We start from the raw sequence: 17,699 nt of genomic DNA on the forward strand, positions 1-17,699 counted from the left end.
GACGATCCGCCTGCCGCGGCACCGCGGCGGGCCGCGCAACCGCGCCTAGGATGGGCGAGTGTCCGCCACTGCGTCTCGTAGCGCTCCCGAAGAGCGCCTGGTGAACCTCGTGGTCGCGCTCATGGCGACCGAGCAGGGGCTCACCAAGGACACGATCCTGTCGTCGGTCACCGGCTACCGAGAGCAGCTCGAGGCCGGAGCCTCCAAAGACGCGCTCGAGAAGATGTTCGAGCGCGATAAAGAGAACCTCCGCGGACTCGGCGTGCCGATCGAGACGATCGGCAACCGCGCCGACCCCGACGACCTGCGCGAGGCGCGCTACCGCGTGCCCACGGCGGAGTACGCGCTCCCCGACGACATCGTGTTCAGTCCGGCCGAGGTCGCGCTGCTCAACATCGCCGGCGGCGTGTGGGGGAGCGAATCACTCTCGGCCGACGCGCGCAGCGGCCTGCGCAAGATCCGCGCGCTCGGCATCGTCGTCGACGAGCCGATCATCGGCTACGCCCCGCGCATCCGCGTGCGCGACGCCTCGTTCCCGACGCTGCAGCGCGCGATCGAGCAGAACCGCGTCGTGACCTTCACCTACCTGCGCCCGGGCGAGGCGCAGCCGCGCGAGCGGCGCATCCGCCCCCTCGCCTTGGTCGAGTACGAGGCGCGCTGGCACGTGTACGGGTTCGACCTCAACATGGACGCCGATCGCACGTTCCTGCTCTCGCGGATCGTCGGCGACGTGACCGTGCGCCGCGAGAAGTTCGCCCCCGAGCTGCTCGCGGGCGCGGGCGAGCGCGCGGTGGCGGGGCTCCGTGCGGTCGCCGCCCGTCAGCGGGCCCTGCTGGAGGTGCACCCAGGCACCGAGGCCTCGCTGCGTCTCGCGCGTCGGGCCCAGGAGGCGCCGCAGGACGCCCCGCAGGGGATCGTCGTGCCCTACGTCGACCTGCACGTCTTCGCCGACGAACTCGCCTCGTACGGACCCGAGGTGCGCGTGGTCGAGCCCGCCGACCTGCGGGCCGAGGTCATCCGCCGCCTCGAGGCGACCGTCGTGCTGCACGGGGGCGCCGCGTGATCCCCGAACGCCCCGTCGCCGCCCTCGACCGGGCGGCCCTGCTGCTGCAGCTCGTGCCCTACCTGCTCGGCAAGGGCGAAGTTCCCGTGGCCGAGGCCGCGGCCGACTTCGACGTGACCCCCGACGAGATGCGCGCGATGGTCGAGCGGCTCACCGTGATCGGTCTTCCCGGAGAACGCGGCTACTGGCAGCTGCCGCACGACCTGTTCGACATCGACTGGGATCTGCTCGACCGCGACGACGTCATCGCCATCACCAACACCGTGGGCCTCGAACGGTCGCCGCGGCTGACCGCGCGCGAAGCCGCTGCTCTGCTCGCCGGGCTCCAGCTCGCCCGCAGCCTGCCGGGCTTCGGCGACAGCGAACTCGTCACGGCGCTGCTCGCCAAGCTCGCGCGAGGGGCCGCCACCGCACCGCCGCCGGTGATCGTGGCGCCCGGCCCGGTCGACGGCGTGCGCGACGTGGTCGACCGCGCGCTGCGCGCCCGCGTGGCCGTCACCTTCACCTACCGCGCGCCGGGCGCCGAGCCGACCACCCGCACGGTGGATCCGATCAAGGTGCACATCGCGAACGACCAGTGGTACCTGCAGGGCTGGGACCACCTTCGGAAGGCGGTGCGCACGTTCCACCTCGACCGCGTGAGCGCGCCGAGCGTGACCGACACCCCGGCGATCCACGGAGCCGACCCGGTGCCCGAGCTGTTCGCCCCAAGCGACGACGAGGTGGTCGCGCGTTTCCGCTTCCCCCGCGCGGTCGCGCCGTTGCTGGCCGACTACCTCGAGCGCGCCGAGGTCGACGACGATCATGACGGCACCGCCGTGGCATCCCTCCGCCTCGCCGACGAGCAGAGCCTCAAACGCCTCGCCGCCCGCCGCGGGGGAGAGGTCGAACTGCTCGAACCGGCCGGGGCACGTCGTGCCGCGGCCGCCTGGGCGGCGGCCGGACTGGCGCAGTACCGCTGATCGCGGCCGTTTTCCGCCCGCGCGCCGTGGCTGAAGCCCGCCGCAACCACGCGGGTTAGACTGAAGCTCCGCACGAACGAGTCGAGGAGTCCTCATGTTGCAAGGTCTGACCGGATGGCACCTGCTCGCCGTTCTCGCTGTGATCCTCCTTCTTTTCGGTGCCGCCAAGCTGCCGGCGCTCGCGAAGAGCATGGGCCAGTCGGCCCGCGTGTTCAAGAGCGAGATGAAAGAGATGAAGCGCGACGACGAGGTCGCTGCCGCCCCCGAAGCCCCGCGCGCCACCGACGCCGGCACTGCGCCGTCTGTCGCCCCCGAGCCGCGCAGGTCGACCGACCCCACCGTCTAACCCGTGGTGACGGCAGGTCCGCCGCGCATCGACGTGCCCGAAGGGCCGCGGCGCGACAAGCGCATGTCGATCGGGGCGCACCTGGTCGAGCTGCGCAAGCGGCTCATGATCGCCGCGCTGGCGCTCGTCGTCGGCATGGTGGTGGCTTTCGTCATCACCGACCCGATCATCCACCTCATCACCGAGCCGATCCGCGTGATCGCTGAGAGGCGTGGCGACGACTTCTCGGCGCTGAACTTCACCTCGGTGACCTCGGCGTTCGATCTGCGCATGCGCATCGCCTTCACGATCGGCATCTTCCTCTCGGCGCCGGTCTGGCTCTGGCAGATCTGGGCGTTCATCATGCCCGGGCTCACGCGCAAAGAGATCCGCTACACGGTCGGGTTCGTGGCATCCGCCGTCCCGCTCTTCTTCGTGGGCTGCTGGGTGGGCCTGCTGATCGTCCCGCACGTGATCGAGCTCATGTGGGGCTTCACCCCCGAGGGCGGCGTCAATTTCTACAACGCCGTCGATTACTACGACTTCGTGTTCAAGCTGTTGATCGTGGTGGGCGTCGCGTTCGTGCTGCCGGTGTTCCTCGTCGCCCTCAACGTGGCCGGCGTCATGAGCGGCAAGGCGATCCTCAAGGGCTGGCGCGTGGCCATCCTCATCGCCACCCTGTTCTCGGCCCTCGCCACCCCCGCGGCCGACATCATCAGCATGTTCCTGCTCGCCGGCATCCTCACCGTGCTGTTCTTCGCGGCCGCCGGCGTCTCGATGCTGTTCGACCGGCGCAAGGCCCGCCGACTCGCCGCGGCGGAGATGCCGTCGGGGCCTCTCGCGTGAGTTCGCCGAGTCCGGCCGAGCGTTTCGCGCGCGCCTCCGCCCGTTCCACGCACCCGCACACGGCGGATTTCGCCGAGATGCAGCGCTTCGAGCTCGATGATTTCCAGATCGCCGGATGCCACGCCCTCGAGGATGGCCGGAGCGTGCTGGTGGCCGCTCCCACCGGTGCCGGCAAGACGATCGTCGGCGAATTCGCGATCCACCTCGCGATGCTCGAGCCCGGCGACAAGGCGTTCTACACCACGCCCATCAAGGCGTTGTCGAACCAGAAGTTCCACGAGCTGCAGGAGATCTACGGCGACGACGAGGTCGGCCTGCTCACCGGCGACACCAACATCAACGCCTCGGCGCGCATCGTCGTGATGACCACCGAAGTGCTGCGCAACATGCTCTACGCCGACTCCCCGGCGCTGCGCGGACTGCGGTTCGTCGTGATGGACGAGGTGCACTACCTCGCCGACCGCTTCCGCGGGGCGGTGTGGGAGGAAGTGATCATCCACCTCCCGCCGTCGGTCAAGCTCGTGTCGCTGTCGGCGACCGTGTCGAACGCCGAGGAGTTCGGCGACTGGCTCGACACCGTGCGGGGCGACACCGAGGTGATTGTGTCGGAGACCCGGCCGGTGCCGCTCGAGCAGCATGTGCTCGTGCGCGGCGATCTGCTGCCGCTGTTCGACGACCGGGCCGGAGTCGCCACCGCGCAGGTCAACCAGGAGCTGCTGCGCATCCGGGGCGGCAATGCCGGCGGATACGAGAACAACCGGCGCGCGCAGGAGTACCGCTCGCAGCGTCACGCGGGCGGCCCGCGCCATGCGCACCAGCGGCGCGGCGGGCACAAGCCGCTGCGCGCTCAGCAGGGCCCGCGCATCGAGCGCATCGACCGACCCGAGGTCGTCGAGCTGCTGCAGCGCAACCACCTGCTGCCCGCGATCTTCTTCATCTTCAGCCGGGCCGGCTGCGACGCCGCCGTGCAGCAGCTGCGCCGGGCGAACGTGCGGCTGACCTCCGCCGAGGAGCGCGTCGAGATCCGCCAGATCGTCGACGAGCTGACCTTCACCCTCAAAGACGAAGACCTCGCCGTGCTGCACTTCTGGGAGTGGCGGGAGAACCTCGAGCGCGGCGTCGCCGCGCACCACGCCGGTCTGCTGCCGGCGTTCAAAGAGGTCGTCGAAGAGCTGTTCCGCCGCAAGCTCGTCAAGGTCGTCTTCGCGACCGAGACGCTCGCGCTCGGCATCAACATGCCGGCGCGCACCGTCGTTCTCGAGAAGCTCGAGAAGTTCAACGGCGAAGCGCGCGTCGCGATCACGTCGGGGGAGTACACGCAGCTGACCGGTCGCGCCGGTCGCCGCGGCATCGACGTCGAGGGCCACGCCGTCGTGCAGTTCACCGAGGGGCTCGACCCGCAGTCGGTCGCCGCCCTCGCCTCGCGCCGTACGTACCCGCTCAACTCGAGCTTCCGGCCGACGTACAACATGGCCGTGAACCTCATCGACCAGTTCGGTCGGGCGCGGGCGCGCGAGATCCTCGAGTCGTCGTTCGCGCAGTTCCAGGCCGACCGCTCGGTGGTGGGCCTCGCCCGCCAGGTGAAGGAGGCCGAGGAATCGCTCGCCGGCTACGAGAAGGCGATGACGTGCGACCGCGGCGACTTCCGCGAGTACTCCACCATCCGGCGCGAGCTGAGCGATCTCGAGAAGATCAATCGACGGGATGCCACGGCGCCGCGCCGTCTGCGCGATGAGCGGCAGCAGCAGATCCAGTCGCTGCGCAAGCGCATGCAGCGGCACCCGTGCCAGTCGTGCCCCGACCGCGAGGCCCACGCCCGGTGGGCGGAGCGTTACTGGAAGCTGAAGCGCAGCACCGACAAGACCCGTCAGCAGATCGACCAGCGCACCGGCACCGTTGCGCGCGTGTTCGACCGCGTGGTCGAGGTGCTCGCGGCGCTGGAGTACGTGGCGATCGAAGACGACGGTGCCACCGTGCTGACGCGTGCCGGGCGCACGATGCGCCGCATCTACGGAGAGCGCGACCTGCTCGTGGCCGAGTCGCTGCGCCAGAGGCTGTGGGAGGGGCTGGACGCCCCGTCGCTCGCTGCCCTCGCCTGCTGCCTCGTGTACGAGCCGCGGCGCGACGAGGCGGGTCCGGGCGAGCGCGGTCTGCCGCGCGGTGCCTTCCGCGGGGCCCTGGACGCCACGCAGACGCTCTGGCAGGAGCTCGACGACCTCGAACGCGACCACCGGCTGCCGGGCTCGGAGTCGCCCGCCTCCGGCCTCGCGCCGGCGATGCACGCGTGGGCGAAGGGCCTCCCGCTCGACAGCGTCCTGACCCTCGCCGACATGGCCGCCGGAGACTTCGTGCGCTGGGCGAAGCAGACGATCGACCTGCTCGATCAGATCTCGCTCGTGGCCGAGCCCAAGCTGGCCGGAACGGCTCGCACCGCGCTCGACGCCGTGCGCCGCGGCATCGTCGCCTACACGTCGGCATGAGCGCCGCATCGACGACCACCGCCGCCGCGGTGGCCCCGACCCGGGCGCCGTTGGTGCGGCTCGCGTTCGCGGCGCCGCTGTCGGTCGTCGCCGGCCTCCTGCTCGTCACCGCCTTCCCCGCCCTGGCATGGTGGCCGATGGCCTTCCCCGCCGTCGTGCTCGCCCTCGTCGTGCTGATCGGGCGCCGCTTCTGGTCGGCCGTGCTGATCGGCTTCCTCTTCGGGGCGGCGTTCTTCTCGGTCAACCTGCTGTTCACGGCGCGTTACCTCGGCCCGATCCCGTGGCTCGCCCTGTCGGTGCTCGAGTCGCTGCTGACGGCGGTGCTCGCGGCGCCGATCGCCCTCGCGTACCGGTGGCTGCCGCGGGTGGTCCCGGGGCGTGTGGGGCGCCTGCTGCTGCTCCCGGCGCTCGTCGCGGGGCTGTGGACCCTGCGCGAGCAGATCGTGGGCTCGTGGCCCTACGGCGGATTCCCCTGGGGGCGCATCGGCGTCTCGCAGGTCAACGGACCGTTCGCCGAGGTCGCGTCGTGGGTGGGCATGTCGGGGCTGTCGTTCCTCGTCGTGCTCGCGTGCGCGATGCTCATCGAGGTCGTGCGGGGCGGGCGCGTGCGTCGCGCGGTGCGCGCAATCCCGGTCGCGGCGCTCCTAGCCGTGCTGGTCGTGCTGCCGCAGTTCCCCACGACCGCCGCGGGGTCGCTGCGCGTGGGATCGGTGCAGGGCAACGGCCCGGCGGGCTACTTCGACCAGCGCGCGCGCAACGCCGTGCTGAACGCCCAGCTCGCGGCATCCGCCCCCCTCTTCGGTGAAGACATGGACGTCGTGCTGTGGCCGGAGGGCGGGGTCGACTCCGACCCGACCGCGAACGCGCAGACCTCCGCGGCGCTGTCCGAGCTGTCGCGGCGCCTCGACGCGCCGCTGCTGGTCTCGGCGGTGACCGAGCGCGGATCGGAGTTGTTCAACTCCTCGCTGCTGTGGACCGCCGACGGGCAGACCGGTGAGACCTACGACAAGCGGCATCCGGTGCCCTTCGGCGAGTACGTGCCCGACCGCGCGTTCTGGGAGCCCTTCGCGCCCGACCTCATCGGCCTCATCGGGCGCGAGTACACGCCCGGCACCGCGCGCCCGCTCGTCGATCTGAACGGCATCGGCGTGGGCCTCGCGATCTGCTTCGACGTCATCTACGACGACGTCGTGTGGGACGGTGCGAACGAGGGCGCCGAGGTCTACATGTTCCAGACGAACAACGCCGACTTCCGCGGCACCGACGAGAACCTGCAGCAGCTGGCCTTCGCGCAGATGCGCGCGATCGAGACCGGGCGCTCGGTGGTCAATCTCTCGACCGTCGGCACGAGCCAGGTGATCGCCCCCGACGGGGCGACCCTCGACGCCCTGCCCATCGACACCGCCGGGCACATGCTCACCGAGGTGCCGCTGCGCACCGGCCTCACCCCCGCGGTCGTCATCGGTCCCGCCGTGAAGATCGTGATCGGGTGGGGGAGCATCGTCGCGTTGCTCGCGGCGGGTCTCGTGGTCGCGGTGCGCCGCCGTCGCCCGCAGGCCTGAGCAGCGGCTGGCGGCGGGCCTGGTCGCCGCGGTGCGGCGCCGTCGCCCGCGGGCCTGAACAGCACGCATCCGAGAACGACGTCGGGCGTCGTCGCCGCGGCGGGTGCGATGCCGCCATCGCGCAACGACGAAGACGCCGGCCCCCGAGGGGACCGGCGTCTGAATCTTCGTCGCGCAGCGGGTTACGCGCTGAGCTTCTCGTTGCCTGCGCCACGACGGGCGCGCACGAAGGCGAGGCGCTCTTCGAGCAGCTCCTCGAGCTCGGGCAGCGTACGACGCTCCAGGAGCATGTCCCAGTGCGTGCGGGCGGCCTTGTCGCCCGAGTGGTCGACGGTCGCGATGTTGTCGCCGACACGCAGGAGCGCCTCGGCGCCGCATGTGCGGCATTCCCAGGCGTCGGGAACCTCGGCGTCAGCCGCGAAGGTCAGGACGGTCTCGCGTCCGCAGGTGCTGCAGACATAGGTGTGTTGTGCACGGTCGTGGAACACGACGCCGTCTTCGCTCTGGAGGCTCTGGGCGCCGAGTCGGATGCCGCGGAGACTGCGGTCTGCCATTTTGTGGTCCTCTCGTCGGTCCCCATGTATAACGTTCGCACCTGTGCGCTTTATTCGAAGAGCGGGCGTCGTGGCAGCTTTCACAGAGGATGCTCAGACAGTCGCCGTTCCCCGTTCGTTCACCAACGCCAGAGCAGCGTCGGCGCGGTCGGTCACGAGGCCGTCGACACCCGCGTCGAGCAGCCGCGCCATGTCGGACTCGTCGTTGACCGTCCACACGTGCACCTCGACGCCGGCCGCATGCGCGTCGCGCAGCAGACCCGGCGTCACGAGCCGCAGCGGCCCCTGTTTCTCGGGGATCTGCAGGGCGTCGACATCGGCCAGCAGCGCCCGTACACGGCGGGTCTGGTGCAGTGCGCGCGCCGCGACCAGACGCGCGATCGTCGCCGAACCGGGGGAGGTGGCCGGGCGCTGGGCGGCTCCGGCCGTGGCCGCGGCGCGCAGTGCCTCAAGGCGTCGCTCGTCGGAGAAGCTGGTCACCAGAACGCGCTCCGTGTGAGGGGCGACGAGTCGACCGACGCCCTCGGCCGCGGCCGCAGCCTTCACGTCGAGGTTGAACCTCACCTCGGGGAACGCCTCGAGCGCCTGCGCGAGGGTGATCAAGCCGCCGCGGTCGGCCATCAGCTCTTCGAGCTCGTGCACGCGCACGTCGGCGATCGCCCGCGGGTCGCCCGCGACGCGCTGCAGGTCGTCGTCGTGGAACAGCACGACCACGCCATCCGCGGTCAGGTGGCAGTCCGACTCGACGTACACCGCGCCGGCGGCGTGGGCCTCGGCCACCGCCGCGAAGGAGTTCTCGGCGATGCCGAGGGTCGCGGCATCCGGAGTCACGAGGCCCCGATGGGCCAGCACGTGCGGAGCGTCGGGGGAGAGGTAGGGATGCCGCGTCATCAGGGTGCGGAGGGGCGCGGTGCGACCGCGGGGGAGTCGCCGTCACCGGTGCGCGAGGCGAACGCCCCCGAGATGCCCTTCAGGGCCTCGGTGAACTCGCTCGGGATGATCCACAGCTTGCTCGAGGCGCTGTCGCTGATCTTCGGCAGCGTCTGCAGGTACTGGTAGGCGAGCAGCTTGTCGTCGGGCCGACCCTCGTGGATCGCCGTGAACACCGAGTGGATGGCCTCGGCCTCGCCCTGCGCGCGCAGGACCGCGGCCTGCTTGTCGCCCTCGGCCTCGAGGATCGCGGCTTGACGCCGGCCCTCGGCTTCGAGGATCTGGGACTGCTTCGAGCCCTCGGCGGTCAGGATCGCGGCACGGCGGTCGCGTTCGGCCCTCATCTGCTTCTCCATCGAGTCCTGGATCGAGAGGGGAGGATCGATCGCCTTGAGCTCGACGCGTCCTACCCGGATGCCCCATTTTCCCGTGGCTTCGTCGAGGACCACGCGCAACTGGCCGTTGATGTTGTCGCGGCTGGTCAACGCCTGCTCGAGGTTGAGGCCACCCACGACGTTGCGCAGCGTCGTGGTCGTCAGCTGCTCGACCGCGCCGAGGTAGTTGGCGATCTCGTAGGTCGCCGCGCGTGCATCGGTGACCTGGAAGTAGACGACCGTGTCGATCGAGACGACCAGGTTGTCTTCGGTGATCACCGGCTGCGGCGGGAACGAGACGACCTGCTCGCGCATGTCGAGCAGCGGCCGCACGCGGTCGACGAGGGGGACGACGAGGTTCAGGCCGGGCGAGAGCGTCTTGTGGTACTTGCCGAGGCGCTCGACCACCCCCGCGCGGGCCTGCGGGATGATGCGGATCGAGCGGAACAGCACCACGATGACGAAGACCGCCACCACGATCGCGAGCACCCAGCCGATCGTGACGGGGATGAGAGTGTCGATGTTCATCGCGGCCTCCTAGTCGCTGGCGGTGTCGTGGGCGCGCTGCTGTGTGGGGCGCACGACGGCGGTGGCGCCGTCGATGCGGACGACCTCGACGCGCGTGGCGGGGTCGATCCGGGTGTCGGTCTCGGCCCGCGCGGTCCAGACGTCGCCGTTGGCGAGCTTGACCTGCCCCGCGACCGACGGCGACATGCGCGAGAGCACGAGACCCTCGAGGCCGAGCAGGGCCTCGACGTTGGACGGGCGGGTGTCGGCGCCGCGGTGCAGGCGTCGCAGCAGCGGCGGACGCAGGAACGTCAGCAGCGAACCGGCGGCGAGGGCGGCCAGAATCACCTGGAGCCACAGCGGTGCGCCCACCAGGTCGGCGGCCAGACCCACCACGCTGCCCACGGACAGCATGAGGAACGTCAGCTCACCGGTGAGCATCTCGACGACCAGGAAGACCAGGATCAACACGAGCCACCCGATCCAGGCCCACGTGTCGAAAGCGGAGAGAACGTCCATGTCGCACCTCCTGAGGCTGAACGTAGCACCGGGGTACGACACCGGGGCCGCTTCTCAACCACCCCACAGACTGCGTCACCCGAGACGGTGGCGAGGCGGTCGGTAGGCTGGGGAGTCGATCTTTCGAATCGTCAGGAGTACTTCCGTGTCTCAGACCCTCCCGTCCGGCTCGCTGAGCGGCAAGACCGCCCTCGTCACCGGTTCGTCGCGCGGCATCGGCGCCGACACCGTCCGCTACTTCGCCGAGGCCGGCGCGAACGTCGTCATCAACTTTCGCAACAAGGCGCCCCGCGCCGAGAAGCTCGCCACGCAGCTGCGCGAGCTCGGCGTCGAGGCCCTGGTGGTCGGCGCCGACCTCACCGATCCCGAGTCGGTGAAGGCCATGTTCGACGAGGTCGAGCGCACCTTCGGCGGCCTCGACATCCTCGTGCTCAACGCCTCGGGCGGCATGGAGTCGGGCATGGCCGAGGACTACGCGCTGCTGCTCAACCGCGACGCGCAGGTCAATGTGCTCGAGACGGCCCTGCCGCTGTTGAAGGACGACGCGCGCGTGGTCTTCGTCACCAGCCACCAGGCGCACTTCATCCGCACCACGCCGACCATGCCCGAGTACGAGCCGGTCGCCCTGTCGAAGCGCGCCGGCGAAGACGCCCTGCGCGAGAAGATCCCCGCCCTCGAAGAGCGAGGCATCGGCTTCACCGTGGTCTCGGGCGACATGATCGAGGGCACCATCACGGCCACCCTGCTCGAGCGCGCGAACCCCGGCGCCATCTCGGCCCGCCGCGAAGACGCCGGCAAGCTCTACAACGTGTCGGAGTTCGCCGCCGAGGTGGCCCGCGCCGCGGTCGACCCGGTGCCCGCCGACAACACCCGCCTCGTGGGAGACACGGGTTCGTTCGGAGGCGAGTGAGCATGCGGCCGACCGACATCGAGACACTGATCGGGGTCGGTCGGCCCACGATCGCCGCCTCCGGGGCCTTCGCGGTCTTCGCGACCTCGCGCCCCGACCTCGCCGCCGACCGCACGGTCGGGCAGCTCTGGCGGGTCGACCTGCCCGCCGGCTCGCCCCGCCGTCTGACGCGCGGTGTCGCCGACACGGCTCCGCGCCTGTCGCCCGACGACGCGACGATCGCTTTCCTGCGCGCCGACGACAAGGGCCGCGCGCAGGTCTTCGTGGTCGCCGCGTCCGGGGGCGAGCCCGTGCAGGTCACCGATCAGCCCGGGGGAGTGACCGCTCTGGCGTTCTCGCCCGACGGCAGCCGCCTCGCCTTCACCGCGCGCGTGCCCGAACCCGGCCGCTACGGCACGGTGGAGGGGCGGGATGCCGCGGCCGAGCCGCCGCGCCGCATCACCGGCATCCGCTGGCACGCCAATGGGCTGGGCTACCTTGATCGTCCCGCGCAGCTGTTCGTCGTCGACGTGCCCGCGACCGACGCGGAGCCGTTCTACTTGCCCGCGCCGGCCCTCGAGACGCCCGAGAAGCGCATCGTGCCCGAGCCCGCCGCCCAGCTCACCCACGGCGAGACGAGCTGGGGAGGCGTGGCGTGGAGCGCCGACGGCGCGGAGCTGTTGAGCGTTCCCGACGTCATCGAGACCGCGCGGCGCGACCTGCGCGACCGGGTGGTCGCCGTGGCCGTCGACAGCGGAGAGCAGCGCGAGGTGCTTGGCACGGCCGAGAACCTGTCGGTGTCGGAGGTGTCGGTCGCTCCGGACGGAGCGGTGTTCCTCCTTGCGCACGACGTGGGCGAGAGCGGGGCCGATTTCGTGGCACCGGGCGTCGCCCTGTTCGCCCTCGAGCCCGACGGACCCCATGCGCTGACGGATGCCGAGTCGATCGACCTCGGCGAGGTGGGGAGCCACCTCTCATTCGACGGCGACGACGTGCTCGTGCAGGACCGCACCCGCGGTCGGGTCCGCCTGCTGCGCGTCACGCGCACCGGCGCGGTGACCGAGGTGCTGGGCGGAGACCTCGAGGTGAACGGCCACGCCGTCGCGCACGGCCGGGTCGTGGCATCCGTCGCCTCTCCCGAATCAGCGGGCGAGCTGGTGCTGCTCGAGGGACGCGAGGTGCGGGCGCTGACGCACTTCGGCGCGCGCGCCGCCGAACGCGGTGTCGTCGTGCCCGTCGAGCACGAGATCACCGGCCGCGACGGCTCGCCCGTGCACGGGTGGGTCGCCGTTCCCGAGGGCGAGGGGCCGTTCCCCGTGATCCTGCAGATCCACGGCGGGCCCTACGCCGCGTACGGCGTGCACCTGTTCGACGAGACGCAGGTGCTCGTCGACGCCGGATACGCCGTCGTCTACAGCAACCCCCGCGGCAGCGCCGGCTACGGTCGCGCGCACGGTCGCGCGATCCGCCGCCGCATGGGAACGCTCGACTTCTTCGACGTCATGGACTTCTTCGACGGCGTGATCGCGGCCGAGTCGCGCCTCGACGCGGACCGCGTCGGGGTCATGGGCGGCTCGTACGGCGGATACCTCACCGCCTGGATCATCGCGCACGAGCACCGCTTCGCGGCCTCGATCGTCGAGCGCGGCTTCCTCGACCCGGCGGCCTTCCCGGGCTCGAGCGACATCGGAACGTTCTTCGGAGACGAGTACGTCGGCACCGATCCGCAGCTCGTCGCGGCGCAGAGCCCCATGGCCGTGGTCGACCGGGTGCGCACGCCCACGCTGGTGCTGCACTCCGAGCTCGACTACCGCTGCCCGCTCGACCAGGCGACGCGCTACTACGCGGCGCTGAAGCGCAACGGCGTCGACGCCGAGATGCTCGTCTTCCCCGGCGAAGACCACGAGCTCACGCGCTCCGGTCGTCCGCAGCACCGCGTGCAGCGTTTCGATGCGGTGCTCGACTGGTGGCGGCGGTACCTGCCGGTCGCGTGAGTCGGGAAGGGCCCGGATGCCATGGCATCCGGGCCCTCGTCGTTCCGCGTCAGACCGCTTTGCCGAACTGGATCGCCCGGACGATCTGGAAGATGCCGAGCACGATCAGCGAGAAGCCGATGAGGATGAACAGCGTGACGGCGCCGAGCAGCGGCGAGAACAGCAGCACGATGCCGGCGACGATGCTGATGATCGCGAAGAAGATCGTCCACGCCCGGGCCTTCGACTGGTGGCTCGCGGTGGTGAGCGAGACGACGCCCTCGATGATCCACAGGATGCCGACGAGCGTGCCGATGAAGACGCCGAGCCACGCAGTGGTCGCGGGGAGGTTCGCGAACGAGAAGATGCCGGCGACGATGAACAGGACGCCGAGCACGATGTAGCCGATGCGCGCCCAGCCCGAGCGCCAGAACAGGCCGATTCCGATGTTCACGAGGCCCGCGATGATGACGTAGACGGCGATGATGCCGACGGCCACCTGGGCGGTGCGACCCGGCCAGATGAGGATGATCAGGCCGATCACGAGCGAGAGGGCTCCGCTGACGGCGAGCGCGGTGCGCACGGCTCCGACGGCGGGGTTGGTCGTTGACGAGGGCGACATGGCGAGCCTTTCTGTGCGAACGCTGGGAACAGTGCTCACCTTAGACCCGGAGGTGAAACGTCGCGGGTCGGGCGACGCACGCCGTCACGCTCCGCGCGGCCGTCAGGCGGGGGAGTGCTCGAGCAGCAGCGCGACCGCGAACAGCACCGGCAGGCAGCCGATGGTCGAGATGAACACGACGTCGCGTGAGAGGATCTCGCCCACCCCGTACCGCTGGGCGAAGTTGAACACGTTCTGCGCGGTCGGCAGCGCCGCGAGCACCACGATGATGAACACCTGGTCGGCCGGGAGGCCGAACAGCGTCGCGACGAGCCACGCCAGCGCGGGCATCGCCACGAGTTTGAGAGCCGACGCGATGACGACGTCGACGCGACGCCCCGGTTCGGTGAGCACCCGCTGGCCGTACAGCGACATGCCGTACGACATCAGCAGCACCGGCACGCACGCACCGGCGATCAACTGGAGCGGGTCGAAGACGATCGGCGGCAGGTCGATGCCCAGCAGCGCCACCAGCACGCCGAGGGCCGAGCCGATGAGCATCGGGTTCTTCGCCGTCTGCAGCAGGATGCGTCCGATGTTGCGCGAGCCAGACGTCGCGGCATCCAGGATCGACAGGGCGATCGGCATGAGGATCAGCAGCTGGAACAGGATCACGGGCGCGGAGTAGGCCGCGTTGCCGAGCATGTAGAGCGAGATCGGGATGCCGATGTTGTTGCTGTTGACCTGCCCGGCCGACAGGGCGCCGATCACGGTCTCGCCCACGGGCCGGCGCAGGATCAGCGCGGACACCAGGACCGAGACCAGGATGACGCCCGCCGCGGTGATCATCGACACCGGAAGCAGCGCCGAGAACAGCGTCGCCACATCAGCCTTCGCCAGCACCGTGAACAGCAGGAACGGCGACAGCACGAAGAACGTCAGGCGGCTCAGCACATGGCGCGCGTGGGGGCCGAGCAGGTCGATGCGGGCGATGATGTAGCCCACCACCACGGCGAGGCCGACGACCGCGAAGCCGGTGAAGATCCCGCTCATGCGCCCGGCCGTTTCGGGGGAGCGCTGCGGGGAGTCATCGGTTCGAGCGTAGCGGGGGAGAAGGGGTGGGAATGACGGGGGCGGATGCCCCCGGGGGCGGCGCCGGTGATCGCGGCGCAAGGGCGCGCTGTGAAACGGTGCGATCTGCGATGGTGGGCGAACGGTATCGCCGTGAATGGGCTGAACCGAAGACGGGAGTGATGGTGCGCCGGAGATGGCACGAGATGAACGCGGCGCGGCGGATCACCCTGGTCGTCTACAGCGTCGTCGGTGTCGTGCTGCTGGCTAGCGGACTATGGGCGCTTCTGACCGACCAGCGTGGGGCCGCGCTGTGGGGTCTGGGCCTGTCGTCCTGGGCGCTCGCGTACCTCTTCGTCGACAATCGACTCAAGCGCGCCTCGCACCGGAACGCCAGCGAGAGCGGGCGCTGACGCCGGGCTACGACGCCGAGTGCTGCGGCTGCGGCCGGCGCAGGATCCAGTCGAGCGTCGAATGCCAGGTCTGGCGCAGGGGACGACCCCGCCGCCACTCGCGCCAGGTGAGCAGCAGGATGATCAGGTCGAAGACCGTGAGCAGCACGAGCCCGATGCTGGGTGACACGAACAGCTCGTACACCTGGTAGACGAGGAAGGCGCCGATCGCGGCGATCGCCCACGGGTACACCCGCCGAGTGCCGAGCATCAGGGCGACGACGATGGCCAGCTTCACGACGCCGTGCAACAGCAGGTACACGGCGAGGAAGACCACGGTGCCCGATCCGAGCTGCGTGATGCTGTGCAGCAGCGCGTTGGCGAGGACGTCGTTCGGCTCCCGCGCGAGCTCGTGCGCCGTCAGCCGTTGCGCGACGTGCAGCAGTTGACTGGGGGTCGTCACCAGCAGCACGATCGCGCCGACCAGTTCGACCAGACCGTCGAGGCCCTTCAGGGCGACGCCGATGAGGAAGACGAGATCCATCACCCGTTCGCGCACGTGCGGCCCTCTCCGGCCGGAGGTGACGGCGGTCGCCGTCAGCGCCGAGTGTAGGCCTGAGAGGGAGGAGCGGAGAGGGCGAGCGCGCAAGACCCGGCCGGTCCATATCTCCGCGGTCTAGCGTCCGCAGAATGACGACCTACGCCCCGAACCTCACCGAGATCCTCGACCGCGAACCCCTCCCGGCATCCGGGATCGAATCGGGTGACGTCGACTACGAAGCCGACGGCGTCGCCTACCGCGGATACCTGGCGCACCCGGCAGGGGAGGGGCGCCACCCGGGGATCCTGGTCGTGCACGACTGGCTCGGTGTGACCGACTACGTGCGCATGCGCTGCGACATGCTCGCTCGCCTCGGCTACACGGCCTTCGCGGCGGACGTCTACGGCGCCGACGTGCGACCGGCTCCCGAGGATGCGGCCGGTGTGGCCGGCGGCTTCTACCAGGATCGCCCGCTGTGGAGGAAGCGTCTGACCGAGGCCTTCGCCTCCCTGCGCGCGCAGCCGTCGGTCGACGCCGACCGCACCGCGGCGATCGGATACTGCTTCGGCGGGTCGTCGGTGCTCGAGTTCGCCCGCACGGGCGCCGACGTCGACGCGGTCGTGAGCTTCCACGGCGGCCTGCTCACCGGCCCCGAGGGCGAGGCGGAGCAGATCACCGCGAAGCTGCTCGTGCTGCACGGCGCCGCCGATCCGGTCGCGCCCGACGACGCGATGCTCGCCTTCGAGAACGACCTGCGAACGGCGCCGTCTGTCGACTGGCAGCTCGTGTCGTACGCGAATGCGATGCACGCCTTCACGCTTCCGGATGCCGATGCCCCCGAGCACGGCGCACAGTTTCAGGCGACCGCCGAGCGGCGCAGCTGGGCCGCGATGAAGGCGTTCCTCGCGGAGGTGTTCGAACCCCGGGCGTGACGGGATTCGCCCGCCATGGTTCGCCGGAGCGGTCCGTGGCGGGCGAGTCGGGACGTGCCGGCGTCAGGCGGCGCGCGACGCGGCGAGGGTGCGCCCGGCGGTGACGGCGGCCTGCTCGGCATCCGTCTTCAGTCCTGCCGCCACGTCGGCGAACGCGTCGAGCGCGGGATTCACCCCGACGAGGGTGAAGGGGCGGTGCACGACGGTGAGGTCGAGTCCCCACACGTCTGCGAAGACGCGGCGGAGCCAGCCGGTCGAGTGGTCCCAGCCCTCTTTCGGGCTTCCGGGCTCGTAGTTGCCGCCGAGCACCGTGACGAGGGTGGCGGGCTTGCCGCGGAGCGCGGTGCCCTGCGGGTCGATGCGCGGGTCGGTGTAGGCGAGGTCGAACCAGGTCTTCACGTGCTGCGAGACGCCGTAGTTGTACAGCGGAACGGTGAAGAGCAGGGCATCGGCGTCGATCAGCTCGTCGGCGAGGCGGGTGCGCAGCGCGATGGCCTCGCGCTGGCCGTCGGTGTGCTGGTCGGCGGGGGTGAAGCCCGAGGTCACCGCGTCGCGCCAGGCGGTGGCGGGCATCGGGTCGGCGGCGACATCGCGGCGGACGACCGCCGTCGACGGGTGCGCGGCGAGCCATTCGGCCTCGACGAGGTCGCCGAGCTCGCGGCTGGCAGAGGTGGCGGGCAGGATGCTGGCATCGAGACGGAACAAGGTCATGCGCTTCTCCGATCAGAGTGACTATGGAAAACAAAGTGGCTTCGGGAAAGCTAGCACACGTAGGATGGGGTCATGGCCGAAGAACATGACGCGCGACAGTGCGACGCCGCTGTCTCGCACGCGTTCTCCGTTCTCGGCAAGCGGTGGAACGGAATGATCCTCGACGTGCTCGGCCAGGGGGAGTTGTCGTTCTCCGGGCTGCGGCGAGCAGTCGGCGGCATCAGCGACGCCGTGCTGTCGGATCGCCTGACCGAACTCGCCGATACCGGCCTGGTCGACCGCCGCGTCGACGCCGGGCCGCCCGTGGCCGTGACGTATGCGCTGACGGATGCCGGATGCCGACTGGTTCCGATCCTGGGTCAGCTCGGCGAGTGGGCCGAAGGCAACCTGACGCGGCGCTGACGAGGTCGACGGGGCCGTGCGCGCACGGGTCGTCCGGCGGGATGTCCGGCCGCGGCGCGAAGACG

General features: G+C 70.6%; 19 protein-coding genes. 11 read left to right on the forward strand and 8 right to left on the reverse strand.

Translation table 11 applies throughout. The annotated features are described in order from the left end of the window. Positions 1-58 precede the first annotated feature (58 nt). The 6 genes from RWH43_RS13695 (at position 59) to lnt (ending at position 7,238) form a co-directional block, all read left to right on the forward strand. Entirely contained in the window at positions 59-1,063 is a 1,005-nt protein-coding gene (locus tag RWH43_RS13695; protein WP_316001746.1) for a helix-turn-helix transcriptional regulator, read from the forward strand. After that, complete coding sequence (locus RWH43_RS13700; RefSeq protein WP_144833766.1) at positions 1,063-2,025, forward strand: helix-turn-helix transcriptional regulator; 963 nt, start codon at positions 1,063-1,065, stop codon at positions 2,023-2,025. Before RWH43_RS13695 ends, RWH43_RS13700 begins: the two co-directional genes overlap by 1 nt. Positions 2,026-2,119: 94 nt before the next feature. Next, a complete protein-coding gene (gene tatA / locus RWH43_RS13705; RefSeq protein WP_144833330.1) occupies positions 2,120-2,371 on the forward strand; it encodes a Sec-independent protein translocase subunit TatA in 252 nt (83 codons plus the stop codon). Between the two features lie 63 nt (positions 2,372-2,434). Next, positions 2,435-3,196, forward strand: coding sequence for a twin-arginine translocase subunit TatC (gene tatC, locus RWH43_RS13710; RefSeq protein WP_154096784.1), 762 nt, complete (start codon positions 2,435-2,437; stop codon positions 3,194-3,196). Further along, positions 3,193-5,676 carry a DEAD/DEAH box helicase gene (locus tag RWH43_RS13715; RefSeq protein ID WP_144833331.1) on the forward strand — a complete coding sequence of 828 codons (2,484 nt, stop codon included), beginning with the start codon at positions 3,193-3,195 and terminating at the stop codon, positions 5,674-5,676. The genes tatC and RWH43_RS13715 overlap by 4 nt, the downstream gene beginning before the upstream one ends. Then, complete coding sequence (gene lnt / locus RWH43_RS13720; RefSeq protein WP_144833333.1) at positions 5,673-7,238, forward strand: apolipoprotein N-acyltransferase; 1,566 nt, start codon at positions 5,673-5,675, stop codon at positions 7,236-7,238. Before RWH43_RS13715 ends, lnt begins: the two co-directional genes overlap by 4 nt. 182 nt (positions 7,239-7,420) lie before the next feature. On the opposite strand, the gene RWH43_RS13725 is transcribed toward lnt, so the two are convergent. The 4 genes from RWH43_RS13725 to RWH43_RS13740 all read right to left on the reverse strand — a co-directional run bounded on the left by RWH43_RS13725 (position 7,421) and on the right by RWH43_RS13740 (position 10,122). After that, positions 7,421-7,792, reverse strand: a complete 372-nt coding sequence (locus RWH43_RS13725; RefSeq protein WP_144833335.1) for an RNA polymerase-binding protein RbpA — start codon at positions 7,790-7,792, stop codon at positions 7,421-7,423. A gap of 93 nt (positions 7,793-7,885) precedes the next feature. Next, positions 7,886-8,683, reverse strand: coding sequence for a glycerophosphodiester phosphodiesterase family protein (locus tag RWH43_RS13730; RefSeq protein ID WP_230704590.1), 798 nt, complete (start codon positions 8,681-8,683; stop codon positions 7,886-7,888). After that, complete coding sequence (locus RWH43_RS13735; protein ID WP_144833339.1) at positions 8,683-9,624, reverse strand: SPFH domain-containing protein; 942 nt, start codon at positions 9,622-9,624, stop codon at positions 8,683-8,685. The genes RWH43_RS13730 and RWH43_RS13735 overlap by 1 nt, the downstream gene beginning before the upstream one ends. Before the next feature lie 9 nt (positions 9,625-9,633). Beyond that, positions 9,634-10,122 carry an NfeD family protein gene (locus tag RWH43_RS13740; RefSeq protein WP_316001747.1) on the reverse strand — a complete coding sequence of 163 codons (489 nt, stop codon included), beginning with the start codon at positions 10,120-10,122 and terminating at the stop codon, positions 9,634-9,636. Positions 10,123-10,267: 145 nt separating this feature from the next. On the opposite strand from RWH43_RS13740, the gene RWH43_RS13745 reads away from it, so the two are divergent. Both RWH43_RS13745 and RWH43_RS13750 read left to right on the forward strand, forming a co-directional pair. After that, a complete protein-coding gene (locus RWH43_RS13745; protein ID WP_144833343.1) occupies positions 10,268-11,032 on the forward strand; it encodes an SDR family oxidoreductase in 765 nt (254 codons plus the stop codon). Between the two features lie 2 nt (positions 11,033-11,034). After that, positions 11,035-13,005, forward strand: coding sequence for a S9 family peptidase (locus RWH43_RS13750; protein ID WP_316001748.1), 1,971 nt, complete (start codon positions 11,035-11,037; stop codon positions 13,003-13,005). Between the two features lie 49 nt (positions 13,006-13,054). Here the strand turns inward: RWH43_RS13750 and RWH43_RS13755 are convergent, their stop codons facing one another. Together RWH43_RS13755 and RWH43_RS13760 are read right to left on the reverse strand one after the other, a co-directional pair. Further along, positions 13,055-13,606: an HdeD family acid-resistance protein gene (locus tag RWH43_RS13755; RefSeq protein WP_144833347.1), complete on the reverse strand. Its 552-nt coding sequence runs from the start codon at positions 13,604-13,606 to the stop codon at positions 13,055-13,057. A 102-nt stretch (positions 13,607-13,708) separates the two neighbouring features. Beyond that, the gene (locus tag RWH43_RS13760) at positions 13,709-14,638 is read right to left on the reverse strand and encodes an AEC family transporter (protein WP_230704592.1); all 930 of its coding nucleotides are present in this window, start codon (positions 14,636-14,638) and stop codon (positions 13,709-13,711) included. 200 nt (positions 14,639-14,838) lie between these two features. Here RWH43_RS13760 and RWH43_RS13765 point away from each other — a divergent pair, with 200 nt between their 5' ends. After that, on the forward strand, positions 14,839-15,069 hold the full coding sequence (locus RWH43_RS13765) for a hypothetical protein (RefSeq protein WP_316001749.1): 231 nt from the start codon (positions 14,839-14,841) through the stop codon (positions 15,067-15,069). Between the two features lie 7 nt (positions 15,070-15,076). Here RWH43_RS13765 and RWH43_RS13770 read toward each other — a convergent pair whose 3' ends face one another. Beyond that, positions 15,077-15,607: a DUF2127 domain-containing protein gene (locus RWH43_RS13770; RefSeq protein ID WP_316001750.1), complete on the reverse strand. Its 531-nt coding sequence runs from the start codon at positions 15,605-15,607 to the stop codon at positions 15,077-15,079. Between the two features lie 131 nt (positions 15,608-15,738). Between RWH43_RS13770 and RWH43_RS13775 the strand changes: the two genes are divergently transcribed. Further along, positions 15,739-16,521, forward strand: a complete 783-nt coding sequence (locus RWH43_RS13775) for a dienelactone hydrolase family protein (RefSeq protein WP_316001751.1) — start codon at positions 15,739-15,741, stop codon at positions 16,519-16,521. Between the two features lie 63 nt (positions 16,522-16,584). Here the strand turns inward: RWH43_RS13775 and RWH43_RS13780 are convergent, their stop codons facing one another. Beyond that, a complete protein-coding gene (locus tag RWH43_RS13780; protein ID WP_144784900.1) occupies positions 16,585-17,232 on the reverse strand; it encodes an FMN-dependent NADH-azoreductase in 648 nt (215 codons plus the stop codon). 72 nt (positions 17,233-17,304) lie between these two features. Here RWH43_RS13780 and RWH43_RS13785 point away from each other — a divergent pair, with 72 nt between their 5' ends. Next, on the forward strand, positions 17,305-17,634 hold the full coding sequence (locus tag RWH43_RS13785) for a winged helix-turn-helix transcriptional regulator (RefSeq protein ID WP_144784901.1): 330 nt from the start codon (positions 17,305-17,307) through the stop codon (positions 17,632-17,634). Positions 17,635-17,699 lie beyond the last annotated feature (65 nt).

Origin of the sequence: Microbacterium algihabitans (assembly GCF_032464975.1) — a bacterium.
Taxonomy (GTDB): Bacteria; Actinomycetota; Actinomycetes; order Actinomycetales; family Microbacteriaceae; genus Microbacterium; species Microbacterium algihabitans.